This is a genomic window from Aliidongia dinghuensis, assembly GCF_014643535.1.
Taxonomy (GTDB): Bacteria; Pseudomonadota; Alphaproteobacteria; order ATCC43930; family CGMCC-115725; genus Aliidongia; species Aliidongia dinghuensis.
Window position 1 is genome coordinate 184,631 of sequence record NZ_BMJQ01000003.1, and the last position, 20,548, is coordinate 205,178.

Consider the following 20,548-nt stretch of genomic DNA (forward strand, 5'->3'; position numbering starts at 1 on the left):
ACCCGAGGATGACGAAGGAGACAAGCCCAACACAGGCAGTCGAGAGCGCTTTTTGCCAAAGCTCTGGCTTTCTTTCCTCCGCCCCATTGCATCCGGCGCCGGTCTCTGGATGATGGGCGCCTAAGGCAAAGAAAGCGAAGGGGGAGCGATGTGAGGCGTGTACCGGCTTGCCCCAGCCCATCGGCATGAGCGACGCGTCGCTGGCTGAGCCGCGCGCGGTCGCCGCCGCAGCGCCGGTCGCGCTGTCCTTCGATCGCGTAACCTGCCGGTTCCCGACCCGTCAGGGCCGGGGCGAGAGCTATGTGGCGCTCCGCGACATCTCGCTCACCGTCGGCGACGGCGAGTTCGTCTCGATCGTCGGCCCGACCGGCTCCGGCAAGTCGACCCTGCTCAATCTCGCCGCCGGCCTCTTGCGGCCGAGCGAGGGGCGGGTCACGGCGTTCGGCCAACCGATCGATGGCCCCAATCGGCGGGCCGGCTATCTCTCCCAGGCCGACGCGCTCTTCCCTTGGGCAACCGCCCTCGACAACGTCACGGCCGGCCTGCGCTTCCGCGGCGTCAGCCCGGCCGAGGCCAAGGCGCGGGGCGAGGATTGGCTCGTCCGCACCGGCTTGCGAGGCTTCGGCGACCGATATCCGCATCAGATGTCCGGCGGCATGCGCAAGCGGGTGGCGCTTGCCCAGACCCTGATCCTCGACCCGGACATCATCCTGATGGACGAGCCGTTCTCCGCGCTCGACATCCAGACGCGGCAGCTGATGGAGAACGAGCTCCTGGAGCTCTGGGCCGCCCGGCGCCGTTCGGTTCTGTTCATCACCCACGATCTGGAGGAGGCGATCTCGCTCAGCGACCGGGTGCTGCTCTTGTCGGCGGGCCCGGCCGCGCACGTCATCGGCGAATATCCGATCGACCTGCCCCGGCCGCGCGATGTGGCCGAGATCCGCCTCACGCCGGCCTTCCTCGACCTGCATCGGCGCATCTGGGCCGACCTCAAGGCCCAAGTGATGACAGCCTACGGGCAAGCACGCCATGGCTGAGCCCCAGCGCAAGCCGACCGGCGGCGTCAGCCGCCTGACCCTGCTGGGACTGCGCCTCGCCGTGCTCGTGGGGCTGCTCGCCGCCTGGCACCTGGGCGTGCGCTGGGGCCTGCTCGACCCGTTCTTCTTCTCGACGCCCGAGGACGTCATCGCCCGCACCTGGACCGATCTCGGCCACGCCGAAATCTACCGCCATCTCTGGGTGACGTCGGTCGAAACCCTGCTCGCCTTCGCCACCGGCACGGCGGGCGGCATCGCGCTGGGATTCTGGCTGGGCTTGTCGCCCATCGCCTCGCAGGTGCTCGATCCCTACGTCAAAGCGGCGAACGCGCTGCCGCGCGTGGTGCTGGCGCCGATCTTCGCGCTCTGGCTCGGGCTCGGCATCTGGTCCAAGGTGGCCCTGGGCTTCAGCCTCGTGTTCTTCATCGTGTTCTTCAACGTCTATCAGGGCATCAAGGAGGTGAGCCCGGTCGTGCTTGCGAACGCTCGCATGCTGGGCGCCTCGCGCCGGCAGCTCATGACCGCGGTCTACCTGCCCTCAGCGCTCTCCTGGGTGTTCTCGAGCCTGCACACGGCAGTGGGCTTCGCGCTCGTTGGCGCCGTCGTCGGCGAATATCTGGGCTCAGCCGCGGGCTTGGGCTATCGCATCCATCAGGCGGAAGGCGTATTCGATACGGTCGGCGTCTTTTCCGGCATGCTGATCCTGACCATCTTCGTGATCGCGGTCGACGCGCTGGTGAGCCGGATCGAGGCCCGCTTCCTTGTCTGGCGGCCGGAGGCGGCGGGGCGGACAGATGCGGCCTAACCCGTCGGTTTCTTGGGGAGGAACCAGATGAACATCAGAACCTGCTTGGCACTCGGGCTGACAGCCCTCATCTCGGCCGGTGCGGCCCATGCGGCGGACGTCGAGAAGCCGGACATCAAGCTCTCGGTCGGCGGCAAGGCGCTGCTCTATTACCTGCCGCTCACCGTCACGGAGAAGCTCGGCTATTTCAAAGACGCGGGCTTGAACGTCGAGATCTCCGACTTCGCCGGCGGCTCGCAGAGCCTGCAGGCGCAGATCGGCGGCAGCGTCGACGTCACGACCGGCTCCTACGAGCACACGATCCAGATGCAGGCGCAGGGCAAGCCGCTCGTCGCCGTGGTCGACCTCGGCCGCTATCCGGGCATCGCCCTCGGCATCGCCAATTCCCGGGTCGCGAGCTACAAGTCGATCAAGGATCTGAAGGGCATGCGGATCGGCGTCACCGCGCCCGGCTCCTCGACCAATTTCATGGTCAGCTATCTCATGATCAAGGCCGGCCTCAAGCCCGAGGACGCGAGCTTCATCGGCGTCGGTGGCGGGGCCTCCGCCGTCGCCGCCATGCGCCACGGCCAGATCGACGCGATCTCGAACACCGACCCGGTCATGAGCGAGCTCGAGACCGCGGGCGACATCCAGGTAATCGCCGACAGCCGCACGGCCGAGGGCACGAACCAGATCTATGGCGGCCCGTCGCCGGCGGCCGTGCTCTACATGCGGCCGAGCTTCATCCAGGCGAACCCGAAGACGACCCAAGCGCTGGTCGACGCCCTCGTGCGCGGGCTGCATTGGGTGCAGAGCCATTCGCCGGAACAGATTGCCGACCTGATGCCGCCGGAATATCAAGGCGGCAACAAGACGCTCTATACGACCGCCATCAAGAAGTCGCTCGCGATCTATTCGCCCGACGGCAAGTTCGATCCGGCCGCCTGCGCCAATACGCTCAAGGTGCTGCAAGTGTTCGACGACAAGGTGAAGGCCGCATCGATCGATCTTTCCAAGACCTACGACGAGACGTTCGTCGATCAAGCCCAGAAGAGTGTGAAGTAATGGCCGACCAGAAAATTTCCCGCCGCCTGTTCACCGGCGGCGCCGCGGCGCTGGGCGCCGTCGGCACGCTCAGGCTCGCGGCCCCGGCGATCGTCCGCGCCGAGACGACGAAACTCAAGGTCGGCGTGCTGCTGCCGCGCTCGGGCCTGCTGGCGCAAGCCGGCCAGGCCTGCCAGCGTGGCGCCGACATCGCGCCGAAGCTCTTGGCCGACATGGGCGTCGGCATCGAGATCATGAGCGCCGACACGGAATCGAGCGTCGACGTGGCGCGTGCCCGGGCCGAGAAGCTGATCCAGGACGGCGCCCAGGTGATCGTCGGCGCCTTCGACAGCGGCCAGACCATCGCGGCACTCCAGGTGTGCGAGCAGCACGGCGTGCCGCTCGTGATCAACGTCGCCGCCGCCCCGCCGATCACCGAGCAGGGCTACAAGACCGTGTTCCGCAACTTCCCGACCTCGGGCGCGCTCGTGAAGAACGGCCTGGCGCTGATGAAGGACCTGTTCCAGGCGAGCGGCACCACGCCCAAGACCGCCGTGTTCCTCTATGCCAACGACACGTTCGGCCAGGCCAACAAGGCGGCGATCGACGCGATCCTTCCGGGCCTCGACATGCCGTTCAAGCTGGTCGAGAGCATCTCCTACGACCCGAATGCCCAGGACCTGGCGGTCGAGGTCTCGAAGGCCAAGGCGACAGGCGCCGATCTCGCCCTCGTCACGACGCGTTCCAAGGACGCCATCATGATGGTGCGCGAGATGGTGAAGCAGCGCTGGGAGCCGATGGGCCTGGTGAGCCCGGGCAGCCCCGGCATGTATGACGAGCAGTTCTACAAGACGCTCGGCAAGTACGCCGACTACGCCATCACCATGGTGCCGTGGTACGACCCGAAGAGCGACATGGCGCACCAGGTTGAGGCCGCCTTCAAGGCGCAGTTCCCGAACGACCGGTTCGAGGGCTATGCCTTCAACGTCGGCTTCACGTTCGAGGCGATCCTGATCGCGGCCGACGCGTTCAAGCGTGCGGGCTCGGCCGAGCCGTCGGCCCTGCTGGCGGCACTCCGCACCACGCATATCGAGAAGCATATGATGGTGGGCGGGCCGATCACGTTCGACGCCAAGGGCCAGAACAACGGCGTCGGCTCCGCCGGCGTGCAGAACCGCGACCAGAAGCCGGTTGTGATCCTGCCGGCCTCCGCCGCCGAGGCGAAGCCGGTCTTCCCGGTGCCCGGCTGGTCGAAGCGGGCGTAACGCGTCAGGGCCTGTAGCGTCAGGGAGGGCCGAGGGCGCGGAGCGTCCAACGGCCGGCATGCCAGCGCAGGTCGGCCACGCTCAGCGGCTCGACGTCGACGCGCCAGAACGCGGCGGGCAGTGCGCCCAGCGCATGGACGATCGCGGCGCGGATCACGGCGGGATGGGTCACGCCGACGGTGTGGCCCTGCCCCGGCGTCGCGTCGAGCCAGGCGCCGACCCGGGTGATGAGGGCTACGATCGATTCGCCACCGTGCGGGGCTGCGGCCGGGTCGGCAAGCCAGGCCGCGGTCCCCGCTGGATCTTCGGCGCTGATCTCCTCGAGCGAGCGGCCGCGCCAGCGGCCATAGTCGCAGTCGCGCAGGTCCGGCACGACAATGGGCTCGCGCCCGAGTGCCTCGGCCGTCTGCCTGGCGCGTACCTCAGATGCCGTCAGGAGCCGCGCGAACCGGCCGAGCGCGGGACCAAGTGCCGCGGCGGCTGCGAGACCGATCGGGTCGGCCGGCTCGTCCGCGGGAAAGCGGAGCGCCGTGCCGCGCGCGCCGGGCGCGTGCCTGAGGGCCGCGTGGCTGAGAAGCGTGAGCCGGATCGCCATATCGGGCGCGCATCCTTCCGTTCATTGACACGTTCGTCAGTAGCACTCTACCATCCGGCTCGGAAACACCCCGAAGCGAGGAAGCCGGTGAGAACCCGGCACGGTCGCGCCACTGTGATCGGCATCACGTCCGAGAGTCAGACCCTGCTTCGCCCTATCACTGCCAACGGGACGCGTAATCCCAGGAGGTATCCATGGCTCACATCACTGCCGAACCCGTCGCCCTTCCGGTCATTCCGGTCCGCGAACTCCTGCCCTGGGCGATCCTGGGCGGCCTGCTCATGATGCTGGCGATCTATTTCGTGGGCTCCGAGCAAGGGGCGACGTCGCTGATCAGCGGCATGTACGTGCACGAATTCGTCCACGACGGCCGCCACCTGCTGGGCTTCCCCTGCCACTGAGGCGGGGTCCTCTTCCAACATTTTTGAACCGTCATCCCCGCGAAGGCGGGGATCCAGGGCGGCCATAAAGTCATCGACGGCGTGCCGCACGGCTCTGGATCCCCGCCTTCGCGGGGATGACGGCATATGGGAAGATCCGCCATGGTCGGAAACCTCATCCTGCGCGGCCTGTTCGTCGGCCTCGTCGCGGGACTGCTTGCCTTCGGCTTCGCCAAATTCGTGGGCGAGCCCCAGGTCGACAAGGCCATCGCTTTCGAAGCACAAATGGACGCGGCAAAGGGCCAAGCGCCCGATGAAGAGATCGTCAGCCGCGAAGTGCAAAGCTCGGTCGGCCTCCTGACCGGCGTCGTCGTCTATGGCACGGCGATCGGCGGCCTGTTCGCGCTCGTCTTCGCCTTTGCCTCGGGCCGGGTCGGCCGCCTCGGCCCGCGCGGCCTCTCGGCGCTGCTGGCGCTCGCCGGCTTCCTGGCGATCGTGCTGGTGCCGCAGCTCAAATATCCCGCGAACCCGCCCTCGGTCGGCGATCCGGAAACGATCCGCCAGCGCACGGCCCTGTTCTTCATCATGATCGCCGCCTCGATCGCCCTCATGATCGGCATGGTCAACCTGGGCCTCGGCCTCAAGCGGCGTCTTGGCACCTGGAACGCAACGCTCGCCGCGGCCGCGGTCTATGTCGTCGCGATCGCCGCGATCCAGCTGCTGCTGCCCGACGTCAACGAGGTGCCGCAGGATTTCCCGGCCGTCGTGCTCTGGCGCTTCCGCGAGGCCTCGCTCGGCCTGCAGATCGTGCTCTGGGCCGGCATCGGCTTGGGCTTCGGTTGGCTGACCGAGCGCAGCCAGCGCCGGCAGTTCCCCTTCGCCCGCCACGTGCTGTCCTGAGCGCTGGTCCTATTCCAGCCGCTCGAAATAGCGGCTAGGCGTCGAGCCGAGCGTGCGGCGGAACATGGCGGTAAAGGCACTGGCACTGTCATAGCCAAGGTCGCGCGCCACGAGGCTCACCGACTGTCCTTCGGCGAGGCGCGCCAGGGCCTCGATGAGGCGCGTCTGCTGACGCCAGGCGGCGAAGCTCATGCCGGTCTCGGCGCGGAACAGGCGGGCGAGCGTACGGGCCGAGGCGCCTACCCGATCGGCCCAAGCCTCGAGCCCCTCGGGGCGTGCCGGGTCGTCGATGAGCGCCCGGCACACCGCGACAAGCCGCGGGTCGCGCGGCAAGGGCGCATGCAGCGGCATGACCGGCACCGAGCGGAGCTCGACCAGCACGAGCGCGCCGATGAGCGCCATCCGCCCGGTCGGGTCCGGCTGGTCGGGCGGATGGTCGGTCGCCGCCAGGATCAGCTCGCGCAGCAACGGCCCGACCTCGATCACGCCGCAACGGGACGGCAGCGACGCCGTCGCATCCTTCGCGATGTAGAGCGTGCGCATGGCGACGGCGCCGGACATGCGGATCTGATGCGGCTCGCCCGGCGGAACCCAGACGGCGCGGTGGGTCGGCACGACCCAGGTGCCGTCGCGGGTCGTGACGCGCATGACGCCCGAGACCGCATAGACGAGCTGCGCTCGCTCGTGCACATGCTCGCCCACGACATGGCCGGGCGGGAAATCCTTGGCCATCGCCGCGACCTTGACCGGCACGCGCTGGTAATCGTTGGGATCGGTGCTGTAGGTCATGGGCTCGTCCGCTCGCAGGCGGATCTTAGCGGCGAAGCCAGAAACGGTCACCTGGGCCGCGCATGAGGGGGCGATGGCGTCGCCCGTCAGGATCCATTAGAAGCAAGGATCCGTTAGAACGGCCGAGGGCTCAGCCCTGGAGGGACCGATGCCCCTGGAGAAATTGATGCCCTGGAGAAACCGATGACGGATGCCGAAGCCGTGCTCAGCCAGAACCTGGAATTTTACCGGGCGATCGGCGCGCGCGACCTCGCTGCGCTCGAACGGCTCTGGGCGCAGGACGCGGCTGTCAGCTGCATCCATCCAGGCTGGCCCGTGATCCACGGCCGCGTGCTCGTGCTGCAAAGCTGGCGCGCCATCCTGACCGGACCGCAGGCACCGCGCATCCGGTGCAGTGCCGAGGAAGCGGCGATGCATGGTGCCACGGCGCTCGTGACCTGTGAGGAGACGCTGGACGGCGGCAGCCTCGCCGCCTGCAACCTGTTCGTGCTCGAACACGGCGTCTGGCGGCTGGCACATCACCAAGCGACGCCGATCATGGCCCGACAACAGTCAGGGCGCAGCCGGCCGCGCAGTTCCATCCACTGACGCCGGGCGATCGCTGCCGCCCGGCGTCAATCCTCCATCATCGAATTGATCTTGAGTGCCACGCCCATCGAGCCGCTGATCTTGAGCGAGCCGGTCATATAGGCGAGCGTCGCGTTCATGGCGCCGTCGAGCATCTTCCGCAGCGAATCGGCCGACAGTTTGAGCACGGTTTCGGCCTCGGCCTGCTCGTTGGTGATCACCGCCGGATTCTGCGTCCCGTCCCAGAAGATCACGCCGTCGGACCCAAGGTCGAACAGCACCGTGTGGCCCAACGAGACGTTCTGGGCAGCCTTTTCCTTGACCGCCCGGGTCAATACCTCCAACGACATGATCGAAACTCCAACGCGCCCTGAAGAAATGCCCGACAAAGCTAACAAATCGAACCGTGACGGGAAACGCCGCCGTGGCCACACGGCCGTCGTTCCCGGCGAGACCGGCGCCACCGCCCGATGAACCTCGCGAGCTTGCGCAGCGGCGCCTGGGCGACACCGGCCCGGCTCGGCCGGCTCGGCGCGGCGCTCTTCCTGCTGGAAGCGCTCATCCTTCTCCTCATTGCGCTCGCGACCTACAACGTCTTCGGTGTGATGGATCCGCCTGGATCGACGGATTTCATTAGCTTCTACGCAGCGGGCGATCTCGCCGCCCGCGGCCTGGCGCGGCTCGCCTATGACCAGGACCTGCACCAGTCGGCGGTGCGCGAGATCTTCGGCGACCCGCGCCTGCCCTACTATTATTTCTTCTATCCGCCGGTCTTCCTGCTGCTGTGCCAGGCGTTGGCCCGCCTGCCCTATCTCGCCGCCTTCGGCCTGTGGGTCACGGCTACGACGGCGCTTTGCTACGCAGCCCTCCGGCGCATCCTGCCGGAGCGGCGGCATTGGCTGCTGTTCCTGAGCTTTCCCTGCCTGTTCTGGACCATCGGCCTCGGCCAGAACGCGCTCCTCACCGCGGGCCTGCTGGGCTTCGCCACGCTCACCATCGACCGCCGGCCGGCGCTGGCCGGGGCGCTCCTGGCCCTCATCGGCTACAAGCCGCATTTCCTGGTGCTGGTGCCGGTAGCGCTCGTCTGCGGCCGGCGCTGGCGCGCACTCGCCGGTTTCGCCGGTACGGCCGCCCTGCTCGCCGGCGTCACGACGCTCGTCTATGGGTCCGGCATCTGGACGGTCTATGCCGCCCACACCGACGAGATCCGGCGCATCTTCGAATATGGCCGGATCCCGTTCACCGGGCCGGTCAGCAGCTTCGCCGCGGTGCGCGTGCTGGGCGGCTCGGTCATGGCCGCCTACGCGGCGCAGGGGTTCGCAGCGTCCGCCGGCGCCCTCGCCGTGGGCTGGCTCTGGGCGCGCGACGTGGCGCCGGCCCTGCGCTTCGCCGCCCTCGCTGCGGCCATGCCGCTCGCGGCCCCGGTCGTGCTGTTCTACGACCTGATGCCGCTCGCGGTCGCCATCGCCTGGCTCGCCCACGACATGAAGCGCACCGGCGCCAGGCCGTGGGAGCTCTCGATCCTCGCCCTCGTCTGGCTCGTCTCAGGCGTCGCCATGCCGGTCTCCTACCTGTTCCACGTGCCCTTGGGGCCGCTGGCGCCGGCGCTGACGCTGGCGCTGGTCGTGGCGCGCGGCCGCTAGCGCCGCGCCCCCAGCACCCGGCGTACGTTCGCGACCGTGACCGTGGAGACACGGGCGTTCGCCTCGACCGTGACGCCGGAGACATGGGGCGTCAGCCACAGGTTCGGCACGCCCTCGAGTTCGGAGCCGGCCTTGAGCGGCTCATCCTCGAACACGTCGAGCACGGCGGCGGCGAGCCGGCCCGACCGCAGCGCCGCGACAAGCGCCGTCTCGTCGACCATGCCGCCGCGCGCGCTGTTGATCAGCACCGCCCCGGGCTTCATGGCGCCGAGCGCTGCCGCATCGATCAGGTGATAGGTCTCTGGCGTCGAGGGCGCGTGCAGGCTCACGACATCGCTGGTCGCAAGCAGGATCGCGCGGTCGACAGCCCGGATGCCGGCCGCGGCGAGCGGCGCCGGATCGATGTCGGGCCGGTCGGTCCCGACCACCTCCATGCCGAGCGCCGCTGCCCGGCGGGCGACCTCGCGGCCGATCGAGCCGCAGCCGATCAGGCCCAGGCGCTTGCCCTGCACCTCGTTCAGCATCAGCTGATTGCGCGGCCATTTGCCGGCGAGCACCGCGTCGCTCGATTGCCAGATGTTGCGCAACGTCAGGAGGCAGGCCGCGATGACATATTCCGCGACCGAGGCGGCATTGGCGCCGACGGCCGGGCAGACCTCGGCGCCCATCGCTTCGGCGGCGGCCACGTCGATATTGTCGAGCCCGACACCCAGGCGGCCGATCACCTTCAACCGATCGAAGGCGGCCAGCACCGCGCCCCTGACCTGGGTCCGGTTGCGCACGACGAGCGCCGGCACGCCCGGCGCCAGCGCCATGATGTCGGCCGGCCGCTCGCACAGGCCCGGATCGTAATGCACGGTATACTCGGCCTTGAGGGTCTCGACCGCGTCCTCGTCGAGATATTCGGTGATCAGCACGTCGGTCATCGGGGGTTCCGCTTGCGGCGAGAGAGGCGCCCTACTCTGTCAGCCAGGCCCCATCGGCATCAAGGCCTGCCGGCATCAAGGCCCCTTGGCGCCATGGGGCGCCGTCTCCTATGGTCTCGCGCCATGTCCGCCGACGACCTCGACAAGCTGCACGCCCGTATCCAGGCGCTGCGCGCCAAGACGACCGCCAACGGCTGCACCGAGGCGGAGGCGCTCACCGCTGCCGCCAAGGTCGCCGAGCTGCTCGATCGCTACGACCTGTCGCTGGACGATGTCGAGCTCCGGGCCGAGCCCTGCACGCAGCGGGCGTTCGAGACGGGGCGCAAGAAGCGCGTCCCGCTCGACGAATGCATCGGCGCCGTCGCAGATTTCTGCGACTGCGTGGTCTGGCGCGAAAAGACCCCCACCGGCTTCCGCCACGTGTTCTTCGGCCTCCGCGCCGATGCCGAGGTGGCACAATATCTGGCCGAACTCATCGACACGGCGATCCGTACCGAGCTCGGCCATTACAAGACCTCGCGCGAGTACCAGCGCTTCCCGCACAAGGAGCGGCATCTCGCGAACGGCTCCTTCGCGCTCGGCATGGTGGCCTCGATCGCGGACCGGCTCCATGCCTTGAAGGACGCGCGCGACGCGGCGAACCGCGGCACCGGGCGCGACCTGGTGCCGGTGAAGAGCGCCATCGTCGAGCGCGAGCTGGCGAAGCTCGACCTTACGCTCAAGACCGTGCCGGCCGGGCGCCGCTATGTCTCGCCCGCAGCCTACGACGCGGGCGGGGCGGCCGGTGCCGCCCTGGCGCTCGATCCGGGGATTGGCGGCAAGCGGGCGCAGTGACGCGGCCAGAACGCCGTCACGGTCGCGCGAGCGCCGCCCGGCAGGCGGACTTGACCAGCGCCGCGACTTCCGCCGTCGAGCGGCCGGGGCGCAACATCTGGAACACGGGATAGCTCGTGAGCGCGAACAGCAGGTCGACCGTGTCCTGGCGGGCGCCGGCCGACGGCAGGCGCGCGACCACGCCGTCCATCAGCCGGCGCCGCCGCTCCTGGCGGTCGGCCACGGCCTGGGCGAACTCGGCGTCGAGGCCGAACGCATCATAGAGCGGCGCGAGGGTGGGATCGCTCCAGAAGTCTGAGAAGATCTCGACCAGGCGATCGAGCGCCTCCAGCGGATCGGCGAGCGCCATGGCATCGCCGAGCCGCCCGAGCCCGCCTACCTGCGCCCGTTCGTCGAACACCGCTTCGAGGAGCCCGCGGCGCGAGCCGAACTGGTTATAGAGGGTGAGCCGCGTGACGCCGGCCGCCTTCGCCACGGTCTCGAGCGAGAAGGCCGAGATTCCTTGCTCGCCAAGCAGCCGGCCGGCGGCGGCCACGACGCGCATGCGCTTTTCAGCCGCGGCCGCCGCGCGCTTCGGGCTCACGTAGGATCGTGTGGTTGTCATGGTTCTGGGGGCATGGCGCTGGCAAATTAGATAAACATTCTGTATAGCTAATATAGCAGCTAATCGGAGTTTGCCCCATGCCGCTCGCCGTCCTCATCGCTTTATCGCTGCACGCCCTTGCCGCCGTGTTCTGGGTCGGCACCACCTTCACGCTGGCCCGCACCGGAGGGATCGGCGGCGAGCGCCTGTTCCGGCCGCAGATGGGCGCCGCGACGCTCGCCGTGCTGACCGGCAGCTATGTCTGGCACCTCTTGCATGAGGGATCCTTCGGGCCGTCGGAACAGGTGTTGGCCGTCGGCGTCGTCGCAGCGCTGATCGCGGCCGGCGTGCAGGGCGCCTTGGCCGGTCCGGCGAGCCGCCGGCTGCGCGCCGGGCACGACGAAGCGGCCGCCCGCAGCCGCCTGGCGCTGGCGCAACGCGTTGCCGCCGTCCTCCTGGCCGTCACACTCGTCTGCATGGTGATCGCCCGCGACGTCTAAGGCCGGCGTCACAGCATCTTGCGATAGACCACGAAGCCGGACTTCTCCGCCACCCCATCGTAAAGCCGCATTGCGGTCCGGTTGGTCTCGTGGGTCTGCCAATAGACCCGGCGGGCGCCTGCTGCCCGTGCCCGCTCGTAGACCGCCGTGATGAGCGCGCGGCCGATCCCCTGCCCGCGCGCCGCTGCGTCGGCGAACAGATCCTGCAGATAGCAGGTCGGTTCGATCGTGGTCGTGCTGCGATGGAAGAGATAATGGGCAAGGCCAATGAGCCGGCCGTCCCGCTCCGCCACCAGAGCATGCACGGGCTCGCCCGGATCGAAGAAGCGGGACCAGGTCGTCTCGACGATCGCGTCGGGCAATGCCGTGGCGCCGGCCCGCCCGTAGAAGGCGTTGTAGCCGGCCCAGAGCGGCAGCCACTCATCGCGGTCCCGCCGCTCGACCGGCCGGACGCAACATTCTTTCGACATCATATTCCGCCGCCCCTCGTCATTCCCGCAGGGACTCTCGCCGGCGGACGAGATCACGAGAAGCACCGCTTTCCGCCCTGCGGCGAGACCAGTCGAGCGGCTAGCGCAGCAGGTCCTTCGCCTTGTCGAGGCCGGCCTGGACGCAGGGCTCGTCATTGTTGCCGGGTGAGCCCGAGACGCCGGCGCCACCGATTACCTCGTCACCGACCTTGATCGGCAGGCCACCCGCGATCGCGATGACGTTCGGCAGGGTCACCTGCTGGTGCACCAGCGGCTCGTTGTCGGCGTAACGCTTGGCGTAGGACGTGGTATCGATGCGGAAGGTGTTGGCCGTGTAGGCCTTGCGACGGGCATTCTCGACCGTGTGCGGCCCGGCGCCATCGCCGCGCAACAGAGCGATCGTCTCGCCGTCACGATCGACCACCGCCGCCGACACATGGAAGCCCTTGTCCTTGCAGGCCTCGACCGCGGTCACGGCGATGAGGTTGGCCGCCTCGGCCGACAGCACCTTCTGGGTCTGGAGCTCTGCATGGGCCGCCCCAGCCGAGAGGCCGACGGCTGCAACGATCAGAGCGAGGCCGAAACGCGGGATACTGCTGGGCATGGCGAGGCTCCCCCGAACTGCTCGATCGAGTAGAGCTACGCCCGTGCCGCCGCACCGTCCAGCGCCGCCTCGCTCCCTTCACAGGGAGTTCATCGACCACCGGCCGGGCGCCGCACCCTATCGCTTGCGGATCATCAGCAGATAGGCGTAGCCGCCGCCGATGTTCTGGTCCAGGGCGAGCCCGCCCTGCTCGGCCGCCATCGCGCGCAGGTCGCGCTCGATCTCGGCGCGCGGATGCACGTCGAACAGCCGGAGCCAGCCCAAGAGCAGGCGGCGGCGCCAGGCGGGGGCCGCGAGCTGGTCGCCGAAATCGACCACGGCCAGGATGCCGCCCGGCGCCAATTGGTCGAGCGCGCGCTCGACCACCGGCCGCCAGTCGGGGATCATCGACAGGACATAGCTGAAATAGATCACGTCGAAGCGCGCGAGGCCGAACGCCGCCTCGGGGTCGAAGCCCTGGCCGCCGGCCTGGGCGAGCCGGACGCGCCCGCCGAGCCCGGCCCGGTCGAGCGCACGCGCCGCGGTGTCGAGCATGACCCGGGCGACATCGACACCGTAGATCCGTGCGTCGGGCACCAGATGGCCGAGCCGGACCAGATTACGCCCCGTGCCGCAGCCCATCTCCAGCACCGAGGCGCCGGGTTTGACCGGCAGCGCGTCCAAGAGCCGGTCGCGGCCGATCAGATAGAACTTCCGCGTCAGGTCATAGATGTGCCGCTGATAGCGGTACATCACGTCCATGCGCCGTGCCGCATCTGCGGCGGCGTCAAGACCGGTAGCGGCGAGGTCGGTCATCTCAGGCGACGCGGGAATAGAGGTGGAAGCCGCCGTAGATCGCCGAACGGTCCTGGGCGAGCCAGCGCTTCGAGTCCGCCTCGTGATAGTGCCAGCCCTCGAAGAGAGCGGCGAAGCGGGCCGGCGCCAGCTTCTCGGCAAACGGCGATTCGGCGCCGGCGGTGCGGAAGATCACCCGCGCGCCCGGGCGCGACGTCCGTCGGATCTGGGCCCAGAGGTCGGCCAGCATGGTCTCGTCCATCCAATCGACGCTGTCGAGCAGGATGTAGCGGTCCTTGCTGCCGGCGTCCTCGCTCGCGAGATAGTCGGTCATCGACTGCAGCCGCGTCTCGACCCGGCCGAGCCGGTCGCGGATCGTCGCGTAATTCTCAGCCTTGAGATACGGCGGCGTCGCGCGGCGCTCCTTCACGTCATAATGCCGGCCGAACGCCTGCCAGGCGAAATAGTTCTCCGACAGGTCGAAGTCGCAGGCGAGGCGCCGGATGCGATGACGGATCAGGTCGGCGAGGTCGCCGCTCGAGTCCTGGCGCATGGCATCGAACTGGTTTGCCGGGATGCCGAGGCTGTAGAGCACGACCGGCTGGCGGGCGAGCAGGCGCACGAGCTTGAGTTCGAACAGCGGCCCGATCTCGCGGTCGTAGATCTCGCGCTGCTCTTCCATCGTGCGCGCGTCGAGGATGCGTTCCGGATGGCGGTCGGCGATCCGGGCGAAGGCATGCAGGAAGCCGATGAACTTGCCGAGCAGCGCCTTGCGGTAGAGACCCTTGGCAAAGAACTCGACGCGCTCGCGGCCCAAGAGCGAGCGATGCTCCCAGAAGGCGCGTGCGGCCGGGTCGAGCTTGTCGGCCAGGTGGGTGCGGTAGAGGTCGACATTGTCCTTGTTCTTGGCGATGCCGAAGAACTGGAAGAACGCCTCGTGGTCCGGCAGATGGCGAAGTGCCGCAAGCTTCAAGCGCGTCAGCGCAATATGCGCCGGGTTGAGGTCGAGGGCGGTGATCTGCGCCGGGTCGGCGACCAGGTAATTGAGGATGTTACAGCCGCCGGACGCGATCGTGACAACCCGGCTGTCGGGCCGGAGATCGAGCGCCTCGAGGTCGACGGCCGGGTCTTCCCAGATCTGGTTATAGACGAAGCGGGCAAACCAGAGCGCGAACAGCCGGTCGAGCAGCGCTTGTTTCTTGCTGGGAGCCTGCCGATAGACCGCCTTCTTGATTGCTGCGGTCTTGCTACGCGCCAGTGCCACCATCGGGAAAGCCCATCCCTCGTTGCGGGCCCTTCGGCAGCGTGCCCATGGGCCGGAGTAACGAGCGGAATAGGAGCAAAGTCAGGGCCGGTCTACTAGATTTAGGGGGCCCGGCGATGATTTCACCGAGCCTCCACAGAACCGTCTCCGAACTGTCATTTTACTTAAGAAAGACCACTTTTCTCGGAGAACCGACGCCCGTTTCTTAAGCAGAGCGAGGAGTGGACGGCGCACGGACGCCATCCGACTCCTCGTTTTCCGTCAGGCGCCGGCGCTTACGCCAGCGCCAGCACCAGGGCGCCCACGAGCCAGCAATAGATCGCGAACGGCCGCATCGCATTCACCTCGTGGCGGCGGAACCAGATCATCAGCGCCCAGACGCTGAGGAAGGCGATGACGCCGGCGACGAGGCCGCCGATCGTAGCATTGCCCATGGTGCCGGCCGGCGCATGGGCGAGCTTCGGCAGTTCGAGCACGCTCGCACCCAGGATGATCGGCGTTGCCAGCAGGAACGAGAAACGCGCGGCTGCCTCGTGGGTGAGGCCGGCCCAGAAGCCCGCGACCATGCTGGCGCCGGAGCGCGAGAAGCCGGGGACGAGCGCCAGCGACTGGGCAAGCCCGACCAGCACCGCCTGGGTGAAGCTCAGTTCCTGGACCTCCTTCGTGCCGCGCCTCTGTAGCTTCTCGCCGGCATAGAGCAGCACGCCGTTCAAGAGCAGGAAGAAGGCGGCCGAGGTCACGCTGGAGAAGATGCCTTTCAGGAGCTTCTCGAACACGAGCCCGATGATCGCCGCCGGGATGGTGCCGACGATCACCAGCATGAGCGTCCGCCGCGCCGTCACCGCGCGGCTGTCGAACAGGCTCATCAGGAAATCGAGCCAGTCGCGCCAGAAGAAGACAAAAAGCGCCACCGCCGTGCCGAGGTGCAGCATGACGACGAACGGCAGGAAATGCTCTTTCAGGAATTCCGGGCTCAGGTCCCAGCCGAAGGCGAAAGGCGTGAGGACCGCGTGAGCGACGGAGGAGATGGGGAAAAGCTCGGTGATGCCTTGGATGATGGAAATGATCAGGGTCTGAAGGAGATCCATGTCGCCTCGGCAGATGGTGGAACGGGGGGCGGACCGGCTATAGCAAGTCCGGACCGGGGTGCCCAGTGTAAAAGCCGGGGCTGAAGATGCGGGATCAGTCGCGCGTCAAGCTGGCAAGCCCGACGCCGGCACCGATCAGGAAGGTGCCGGCGATGCGATTGGTGAGGCGCGCGAAGCGTGGCCGGAGTGCCAGCCGCGTCGCCTGGGCCGCGAGGCAGGCATAGAACAGCTGCACCACGAACTCGATCACGACGCTTACCAGCGCCAGCACCACCAACTGCACCGCCACGGGCCGCTGCGTATCGACGAATTGCGGCAATAGTGCGGTGAAGAACAGCAGCGCCTTCGGGTTCGCGACCTGGACGACGAAGGCATGGGTGAAGAGCCCGGCAGCCCGCCCGCGCGCCACAGGGGCGGCCGCGACGGCGAGGCTCGACGTCCGGTCGAAGAAGGTCCGGACGCCGAGCCAGAGGAGATAGGCAGCGCCCAGCCACTTGATCGCGAAGAACAATTCATACGAGGCAAGCAGCAAGGCGCCGAGGCTGGTCGCCGACAGGACGAAATAAAGCGTGTTGCCGGCGATGATGCCGAAGATCGACCAGAGCGCGCGGCCGGCGCCGTGCTTCAGCGCCTGGGACAGGATGGTCAGCACCGCGGGCCCGGGCGTCAGGCACAGCACCAGCTCCGTGACCGCGAACAGCGCGACGAGCTGCCAGTTCATGACCTATAGGACTTTCTTGGCCGCGGCCTCGGCGATGAAGCGCTCGAACGCGGCAAGCGTCGGCTCGCTCACGTGATGCTCCATGCCCTCGGCATCGGCGCGCGCGGTTTCGGGATCGATGCCGAGCGCCTCGAGGAAACGCAGCACGATCTGGTGCCGGCGCCGGCATTCGAGCGCCAGCGCCCGGCCGGCATCGGTCAGGAAGATCGAGCGATAGGGCTGCTGCTGGACATAGCCGTCGCGCTGCAGCCGGCCGATGGTATTGACCACGGTCGCGTGTGCAACCCCCAGCCGTCGCGAGATATCGACGGCCCGCGCCTCGCCCTGGGTGTCGATGAGGTCGGCGATCAGCTCGCAATAGTCCTGCGCCATCATGCTGTCGCGCTGGCGCCGCTGCTGGCCGAATGCCCGCGCCTGGCTTTCCGGCTCGTCGACCACGCAGCTCAAGACGCCGATGACCGGCGTCTCCCTGTCCTCGCCCATTGCGCCACTTCCTTGCTCTACCGGGCTCGGATCCTAGCAAGCGGGCGGCGATTTTGTAAGGCGGGCCGGGCCGCCCTCGCCCGCCAAGCGCCTGTCGGTCACAATTATTTCAACGACTGGCATCTTGTACCGAATATAGCCAATGCTATAATCTCATTATCGAGCTTCATCCGAGGGGGCAGAACGCCCATGGCACCGAGCGATGTCAGCCTAGCCGAACCGATGACCCCGGGTCTCGCCCCGCGGTCGGTCTCGCTTGGCCCGGTGCATCGGTCGATCCGGATCCCGGTCGACGCCGGCTGGTTCCGCAAGCTCCTCGCCTTCGGCGGCCCGGGCTATCTTGTATCCGTGGGATACATGGACCCGGGCAACTGGGCGACCGACCTCGCCGGCGGCTCGGCCTACGGCTACACCCTGCTCTCGGTCGTGGTGCTCTCCAGCCTGATGGCGATGCTGCTGCAGGCGCTGAGCCTCCGGCTCGGCATCGCAACCGGCCGCGACCTCGCCCAATTGAGCCGCGAGCGGTTCGGGCCCAGGGCGTCCTTCGCCTTCTGGGCGGTCGCCGAACTCGCCATCGTGGCCTGCGACCTGGCCGAGGTGATCGGCACGGCGATCGCGCTCGAGCTGCTGTTCGGCCTGCCGCTCCTCTGGGGCGTGCTGCTGACGGCCGGCGATACGCTCCTGGTGCTGGGGCTACAGCGCTGGGGCTTCCGCGGCGTCGAGGCGCTGGTCGTGGGCCTCATCGCGCTCATCACTGTTTGCTTTGGTTACGAGCTGCTCGTGTCCTCGCCGGCGATGGCCGGCGTCCTGGGCGGGCTCGTGCCGCGTACGCAGATCGTGCACGACCCGGCCATGCTCTATGTCGCGATCGGCATCATCGGCGCCACCGTGATGCCGCATAACCTCTATCTGCATTCGGCGCTGGTGCAGACGCGCGGCTATGCCGAGGACGAGCACGGCAAGCGCGAGGCGATCCGCTTCGCGACCATCGATTCCAACGTGGCCCTTGGCTTCGCGCTCCTTATCAACGCCGCGATCCTGGTGCTGGCGGCCGCCACGTTCCACACCTCCGGCCATCAGGACATCGCGGAGCTGCAGGACGCCTACCACCTGATCGCGCCGCTGCTGGGCGCGCCGCTGGCCGCGACCGTGTTCGCGCTGGCCCTGCTCTGCGCCGGCCAGAATTCGACGCTGACCGGCACGCTCGCCGGGCAGATCGTCATGGAGGGCTTCCTCCACATGCGCATCCGGCCGTGGCTCCGGCGGCTCGTCACGCGCGCCCTCGCCGTGGTGCCGGCCGCCATCGTCGTGGCACTCTCGGGCGAGCAGGCAACCGGCGACATGCTGATCGGCAGCCAGGTCGTGCTCAGCCTGCAACTGCCCTTCGCCATGATCCCGCTCGTCTGGCTCACCGGCGACAAGCGGCTGATGGGCCCATTCGCCAATTCCCGCATGATGTCGATCGCCGCCTGGACCGTGTCGCTCCTCATCGTGGCGCTCAACCTCAAGCTCGCTGCGGACATGCTGTTCTAGCGAGCGCCCGCGGCCAGCGGCGCGACGCTTTGCCCCAGACCCGAAACGCATCATGCGGCGGGACGTGATGCGCTCCCGCCGCTCTGCTATAGAGGCGGCCATGATCGCCCTTCGGCGCCCTGTCGCCCCGCTCCTCGTCCTTGTCGGCCTCGGCGCTCCCGCCGCGGCGCTGGCTCATCCGCACATCTTCATCGAAGAGCATGTCGAGGTGCTGTTCGACCACGACACTGTGACCGGCGTACGCATGACCTGGAGCTTCGACGAGCTCTATAGCTCCATGCTGCGCTCCGACTATACCTCGACGAAGAAGGGGCCGATCACGGCCAAGGACGTGCAGAACCTGCACGACAAGGCCTTCACGAACCTCGCGACCGTGCATTACTTCACGACCATGAGCCTCGACGGCAAGCCGGTCGAATTCGGCACGCCCAAGGATTTCACGGCGAGCTTCAATGCCGACGACAAGGCGATCTACAGCTTCGTCATCCCGCTGACCCTGCCCAAGGCGGCGCCCAAGAACCTGCTGGAGATCGCGGTGTTCGACCCGGAATATTACGTGGATTTCGAACTCGCGACCGACGATCCGGTCAAGGCGACCGGCGGTGCCGCGCTCAAGGCGGACTGCCAGCCCGGCACGGTGCGGCGCGACACCCAGGGCTGGGGCCAGGTCGACGCCGACATCGTGTCCTGCACCTATCAGGGCGGCGCCTGATGCGCCGGCTCCTCTTCGTCCTGCTGCTGCTCGCGACGGGGCTCGCTGCCGGGCTGGCGGGCGCTGCCAAGGCCGACCCGTTCACCGGCGGCGGCGGCACGCCGCTGTCGAGCAAGCCCGCGGGCCAACCGGAGGCGCCAGCGGCGCAGCCTGGCGACGTTGCGGCTACGCTGCCCGTCACCGGCCTTTTCAACGGCATGCTGCAACGGCTGGCTCACCAGCAGATGCTGCTGAACGAACGCATCTCGCACCAGTTCAAGGCCGTGCGCGACACCGGCTCGCGCACCGCCTTCGCGACCATCCTGGCGCTTGCCTTCCTTTACGGCGTGCTGCACGCGGCCGGCCCCGGCCATGGCAAATCGATTGTTGCCGCCTATTTCGTCGCGAACGAGGCCCGCTGGACCAGCGGCGTGATGATGGGCGGCGTCATCTCGCTCCTGCAGGGCTTGACCGCCATCGTCGTGGTGTCCCTGCTATCGCTGGTCCTCCGGACCAGCCAGATGGCGATCGAGAACAACGGCGCCATGGTCGAGTTCTTGAGCTATGGCCTGGTCGTGCTGATCGGCCTGGTGCTGTTCTGGCGTGCGGCCACGGGCCGGGGACACCACCATCATCATGGGCCCGCTCCGCTCGGCCACGACCACCATGCCTGCGGCCATGATCATCATCATGACCACGATCACCACGACCACGGGCATCACCACCCGGCACCGGCGCACAGCTCGTTCCGCCACATCCTGACGCTCGCGGCCGGCGTCGCCCCCTGCGCCAGCGCCATCATCATCATGCTGTTCGCGCTCGCCAACGGCGCGATGCTGGTCGGCACGATTGCGGTCATGTCGCTGTCGCTCGGCATGGGCCTGACCGTCTCGGCGATCGGCGTGCTGTCGATCCTGGCGCGCGGCCTGATGAAGCGCTTCGCCGGCGGCGAGACGGCGGCCGGCGAACGGCTCGAGCGCGTGCTCAACATCGCCGGCTCGGTCCTGGTCGTGGGCTTCGCCGGCCTGCTGATGCTGGGCGCCTGGGAGCGGCTTTAGCGGCCCGCGCCG

General features: G+C 68.1%; 25 protein-coding genes. 13 read left to right on the forward strand and 12 right to left on the reverse strand.

Features of this window, described 5'->3' with window-relative positions; all coding sequences use genetic code 11:
* The first annotated feature begins 167 nt into the window (after window positions 1–167).
* Genes IEY58_RS06825 through IEY58_RS06840 form a run of 4 tightly spaced genes read left to right on the forward strand, consistent with a single transcriptional unit; the run spans window position 168 to window position 4,133 of the window.
* Window positions 168–1,037: an ABC transporter ATP-binding protein gene (locus IEY58_RS06825; RefSeq protein ID WP_229743540.1), complete on the forward strand. Its 870-nt coding sequence runs from the start codon at window positions 168–170 to the stop codon at window positions 1,035–1,037.
* Window positions 1,030–1,842: an ABC transporter permease gene (locus tag IEY58_RS06830; protein WP_189043915.1), complete on the forward strand. Its 813-nt coding sequence runs from the start codon at window positions 1,030–1,032 to the stop codon at window positions 1,840–1,842. The genes IEY58_RS06825 and IEY58_RS06830 overlap by 8 nt, the downstream gene beginning before the upstream one ends.
* Window positions 1,843–1,869: 27 nt before the next feature.
* Entirely contained in the window at window positions 1,870–2,889 is a 1,020-nt protein-coding gene (locus tag IEY58_RS06835; protein ID WP_189043917.1) for an ABC transporter substrate-binding protein, read from the forward strand.
* Complete coding sequence (locus IEY58_RS06840; RefSeq protein ID WP_189043919.1) at window positions 2,889–4,133, forward strand: ABC transporter substrate-binding protein; 1,245 nt, start codon at window positions 2,889–2,891, stop codon at window positions 4,131–4,133. The genes IEY58_RS06835 and IEY58_RS06840 overlap by 1 nt, the downstream gene beginning before the upstream one ends.
* Before the next feature lie 19 nt (window positions 4,134–4,152).
* Here the strand turns inward: IEY58_RS06840 and IEY58_RS06845 are convergent, their stop codons facing one another.
* Window positions 4,153–4,728, reverse strand: a complete 576-nt coding sequence (locus IEY58_RS06845; protein WP_189043921.1) for a histidine phosphatase family protein — start codon at window positions 4,726–4,728, stop codon at window positions 4,153–4,155.
* A 194-nt stretch (window positions 4,729–4,922) separates the two neighbouring features.
* Here IEY58_RS06845 and IEY58_RS06850 point away from each other — a divergent pair, with 194 nt between their 5' ends.
* Together IEY58_RS06850 and IEY58_RS06855 are read left to right on the forward strand one after the other, a co-directional pair.
* Window positions 4,923–5,129 (forward strand): CbtB domain-containing protein, encoded by a 207-nt coding sequence (locus IEY58_RS06850; protein WP_189043923.1) that lies wholly within the window; start codon window positions 4,923–4,925, stop codon window positions 5,127–5,129.
* A 141-nt stretch (window positions 5,130–5,270) separates the two neighbouring features.
* Window positions 5,271–6,008: a CbtA family protein gene (locus IEY58_RS06855; protein WP_189043924.1), complete on the forward strand. Its 738-nt coding sequence runs from the start codon at window positions 5,271–5,273 to the stop codon at window positions 6,006–6,008.
* A gap of 9 nt (window positions 6,009–6,017) precedes the next feature.
* Here the strand turns inward: IEY58_RS06855 and IEY58_RS06860 are convergent, their stop codons facing one another.
* Window positions 6,018–6,797 carry an AraC family transcriptional regulator gene (locus tag IEY58_RS06860; RefSeq protein ID WP_189043926.1) on the reverse strand — a complete coding sequence of 260 codons (780 nt, stop codon included), beginning with the start codon at window positions 6,795–6,797 and terminating at the stop codon, window positions 6,018–6,020.
* Between the two features lie 183 nt (window positions 6,798–6,980).
* On the opposite strand from IEY58_RS06860, the gene IEY58_RS06865 reads away from it, so the two are divergent.
* Complete coding sequence (locus IEY58_RS06865; protein WP_189043928.1) at window positions 6,981–7,385, forward strand: nuclear transport factor 2 family protein; 405 nt, start codon at window positions 6,981–6,983, stop codon at window positions 7,383–7,385.
* A gap of 26 nt (window positions 7,386–7,411) precedes the next feature.
* On the opposite strand, the gene IEY58_RS06870 is transcribed toward IEY58_RS06865, so the two are convergent.
* Window positions 7,412–7,714, reverse strand: a complete 303-nt coding sequence (locus tag IEY58_RS06870) for an SCP2 sterol-binding domain-containing protein (protein WP_189043930.1) — start codon at window positions 7,712–7,714, stop codon at window positions 7,412–7,414.
* A gap of 120 nt (window positions 7,715–7,834) precedes the next feature.
* Between IEY58_RS06870 and IEY58_RS06875 the strand changes: the two genes are divergently transcribed.
* Window positions 7,835–9,007 carry a glycosyltransferase family 87 protein gene (locus IEY58_RS06875; protein WP_189043932.1) on the forward strand — a complete coding sequence of 391 codons (1,173 nt, stop codon included), beginning with the start codon at window positions 7,835–7,837 and terminating at the stop codon, window positions 9,005–9,007.
* Here IEY58_RS06875 and IEY58_RS06880 read toward each other — a convergent pair.
* A complete protein-coding gene (locus IEY58_RS06880) occupies window positions 9,004–9,933 on the reverse strand; it encodes a hydroxyacid dehydrogenase (protein WP_189043934.1) in 930 nt (309 codons plus the stop codon). The two genes, IEY58_RS06875 and IEY58_RS06880, sit on opposite strands and share 4 nt — an antisense overlap.
* Before the next feature lie 123 nt (window positions 9,934–10,056).
* Here IEY58_RS06880 and IEY58_RS06885 point away from each other — a divergent pair, with 123 nt between their 5' ends.
* The gene (locus IEY58_RS06885) at window positions 10,057–10,767 is read left to right on the forward strand and encodes a DUF7168 domain-containing protein (RefSeq protein ID WP_189043936.1); all 711 of its coding nucleotides are present in this window, start codon (window positions 10,057–10,059) and stop codon (window positions 10,765–10,767) included.
* Window positions 10,768–10,783: 16 nt separating this feature from the next.
* On the opposite strand, the gene IEY58_RS06890 is transcribed toward IEY58_RS06885, so the two are convergent.
* Entirely contained in the window at window positions 10,784–11,350 is a 567-nt protein-coding gene (locus tag IEY58_RS06890) for a TetR/AcrR family transcriptional regulator (protein WP_229743541.1), read from the reverse strand.
* Between the two features lie 98 nt (window positions 11,351–11,448).
* Here IEY58_RS06890 and IEY58_RS06895 point away from each other — a divergent pair, with 98 nt between their 5' ends.
* Window positions 11,449–11,850 (forward strand): hypothetical protein, encoded by a 402-nt coding sequence (locus IEY58_RS06895; protein WP_189043940.1) that lies wholly within the window; start codon window positions 11,449–11,451, stop codon window positions 11,848–11,850.
* A gap of 8 nt (window positions 11,851–11,858) precedes the next feature.
* On the opposite strand, the gene IEY58_RS06900 is transcribed toward IEY58_RS06895, so the two are convergent.
* The 7 genes from IEY58_RS06900 to mntR form a co-directional block, all read right to left on the reverse strand.
* On the reverse strand, window positions 11,859–12,323 hold the full coding sequence (locus IEY58_RS06900; protein ID WP_229743542.1) for a GNAT family N-acetyltransferase: 465 nt from the start codon (window positions 12,321–12,323) through the stop codon (window positions 11,859–11,861).
* A gap of 97 nt (window positions 12,324–12,420) precedes the next feature.
* Window positions 12,421–12,924 (reverse strand): GlcG/HbpS family heme-binding protein, encoded by a 504-nt coding sequence (locus tag IEY58_RS06905; protein WP_189043942.1) that lies wholly within the window; start codon window positions 12,922–12,924, stop codon window positions 12,421–12,423.
* Window positions 12,925–13,041: 117 nt separating this feature from the next.
* On the reverse strand, window positions 13,042–13,719 hold the full coding sequence (locus IEY58_RS06910; protein WP_189043944.1) for a class I SAM-dependent methyltransferase: 678 nt from the start codon (window positions 13,717–13,719) through the stop codon (window positions 13,042–13,044).
* 1 nt (window position 13,720) lies between these two features.
* Window positions 13,721–14,965, reverse strand: coding sequence for a DUF3419 family protein (locus IEY58_RS06915; RefSeq protein ID WP_189043946.1), 1,245 nt, complete (start codon window positions 14,963–14,965; stop codon window positions 13,721–13,723).
* Between the two features lie 272 nt (window positions 14,966–15,237).
* Entirely contained in the window at window positions 15,238–16,050 is an 813-nt protein-coding gene (locus tag IEY58_RS06920; protein WP_189043948.1) for an undecaprenyl-diphosphate phosphatase, read from the reverse strand.
* A gap of 94 nt (window positions 16,051–16,144) precedes the next feature.
* Window positions 16,145–16,771: a LysE family translocator gene (locus tag IEY58_RS06925; protein WP_189043950.1), complete on the reverse strand. Its 627-nt coding sequence runs from the start codon at window positions 16,769–16,771 to the stop codon at window positions 16,145–16,147.
* 3 nt (window positions 16,772–16,774) lie between these two features.
* Entirely contained in the window at window positions 16,775–17,254 is a 480-nt protein-coding gene (mntR, locus tag IEY58_RS06930) for a manganese-binding transcriptional regulator MntR (RefSeq protein ID WP_189043951.1), read from the reverse strand.
* Between the two features lie 189 nt (window positions 17,255–17,443).
* Here mntR and IEY58_RS06935 point away from each other — a divergent pair, with 189 nt between their 5' ends.
* The 3 genes from IEY58_RS06935 (at window position 17,444) to IEY58_RS06945 (ending at window position 20,536) form a co-directional block, all read left to right on the forward strand.
* On the forward strand, window positions 17,444–18,787 hold the full coding sequence (locus IEY58_RS06935; protein WP_229743543.1) for an Nramp family divalent metal transporter: 1,344 nt from the start codon (window positions 17,444–17,446) through the stop codon (window positions 18,785–18,787).
* A gap of 100 nt (window positions 18,788–18,887) precedes the next feature.
* A complete protein-coding gene (locus tag IEY58_RS06940; protein ID WP_189043953.1) occupies window positions 18,888–19,499 on the forward strand; it encodes a DUF1007 family protein in 612 nt (203 codons plus the stop codon).
* Window positions 19,499–20,536, forward strand: coding sequence for a nickel/cobalt transporter (locus tag IEY58_RS06945; RefSeq protein ID WP_189043955.1), 1,038 nt, complete (start codon window positions 19,499–19,501; stop codon window positions 20,534–20,536). Before IEY58_RS06940 ends, IEY58_RS06945 begins: the two co-directional genes overlap by 1 nt.
* The last annotated feature ends 12 nt before the right edge of the window (window positions 20,537–20,548 follow it).

Coding starts and splice junctions, on each gene's coding strand:
- IEY58_RS06895 (WP_189043940.1), top strand. CDS start 11,449: ATGCCGCTCGCCGTCCTCATCGCTTTATCGCTGCACGCCCTTGCCGCC.
- IEY58_RS06850 (WP_189043923.1), top strand. CDS start 4,923: ATGGCTCACATCACTGCCGAACCCGTCGCCCTTCCGGTCATTCCGGTC.
- IEY58_RS06845 (WP_189043921.1), bottom strand. CDS start 4,728: ATGGCGATCCGGCTCACGCTTCTCAGCCACGCGGCCCTCAGGCACGCG.
- IEY58_RS06880 (WP_189043934.1), bottom strand. CDS start 9,933: ATGACCGACGTGCTGATCACCGAATATCTCGACGAGGACGCGGTCGAG.
- IEY58_RS06840 (WP_189043919.1), top strand. CDS start 2,889: ATGGCCGACCAGAAAATTTCCCGCCGCCTGTTCACCGGCGGCGCCGCG.
- IEY58_RS06935 (WP_229743543.1), top strand. CDS start 17,444: ATGGCACCGAGCGATGTCAGCCTAGCCGAACCGATGACCCCGGGTCTC.
- IEY58_RS06855 (WP_189043924.1), top strand. CDS start 5,271: ATGGTCGGAAACCTCATCCTGCGCGGCCTGTTCGTCGGCCTCGTCGCG.
- mntR (WP_189043951.1), bottom strand. CDS start 17,254: ATGGGCGAGGACAGGGAGACGCCGGTCATCGGCGTCTTGAGCTGCGTG.
- IEY58_RS06830 (WP_189043915.1), top strand. CDS start 1,030: ATGGCTGAGCCCCAGCGCAAGCCGACCGGCGGCGTCAGCCGCCTGACC.
- IEY58_RS06920 (WP_189043948.1), bottom strand. CDS start 16,050: ATGGATCTCCTTCAGACCCTGATCATTTCCATCATCCAAGGCATCACC.
- IEY58_RS06885 (WP_189043936.1), top strand. CDS start 10,057: ATGTCCGCCGACGACCTCGACAAGCTGCACGCCCGTATCCAGGCGCTG.
- IEY58_RS06870 (WP_189043930.1), bottom strand. CDS start 7,714: ATGTCGTTGGAGGTATTGACCCGGGCGGTCAAGGAAAAGGCTGCCCAG.
- IEY58_RS06900 (WP_229743542.1), bottom strand. CDS start 12,323: ATGATGTCGAAAGAATGTTGCGTCCGGCCGGTCGAGCGGCGGGACCGC.
- IEY58_RS06875 (WP_189043932.1), top strand. CDS start 7,835: ATGAACCTCGCGAGCTTGCGCAGCGGCGCCTGGGCGACACCGGCCCGG.
- IEY58_RS06910 (WP_189043944.1), bottom strand. CDS start 13,719: ATGACCGACCTCGCCGCTACCGGTCTTGACGCCGCCGCAGATGCGGCA.
- IEY58_RS06835 (WP_189043917.1), top strand. CDS start 1,870: ATGAACATCAGAACCTGCTTGGCACTCGGGCTGACAGCCCTCATCTCG.
- IEY58_RS06865 (WP_189043928.1), top strand. CDS start 6,981: ATGACGGATGCCGAAGCCGTGCTCAGCCAGAACCTGGAATTTTACCGG.
- IEY58_RS06915 (WP_189043946.1), bottom strand. CDS start 14,965: ATGGTGGCACTGGCGCGTAGCAAGACCGCAGCAATCAAGAAGGCGGTC.
- IEY58_RS06860 (WP_189043926.1), bottom strand. CDS start 6,797: ATGACCTACAGCACCGATCCCAACGATTACCAGCGCGTGCCGGTCAAG.
- IEY58_RS06945 (WP_189043955.1), top strand. CDS start 19,499: ATGCGCCGGCTCCTCTTCGTCCTGCTGCTGCTCGCGACGGGGCTCGCT.
- IEY58_RS06925 (WP_189043950.1), bottom strand. CDS start 16,771: ATGAACTGGCAGCTCGTCGCGCTGTTCGCGGTCACGGAGCTGGTGCTG.
- IEY58_RS06905 (WP_189043942.1), bottom strand. CDS start 12,924: ATGCCCAGCAGTATCCCGCGTTTCGGCCTCGCTCTGATCGTTGCAGCC.
- IEY58_RS06940 (WP_189043953.1), top strand. CDS start 18,888: ATGATCGCCCTTCGGCGCCCTGTCGCCCCGCTCCTCGTCCTTGTCGGC.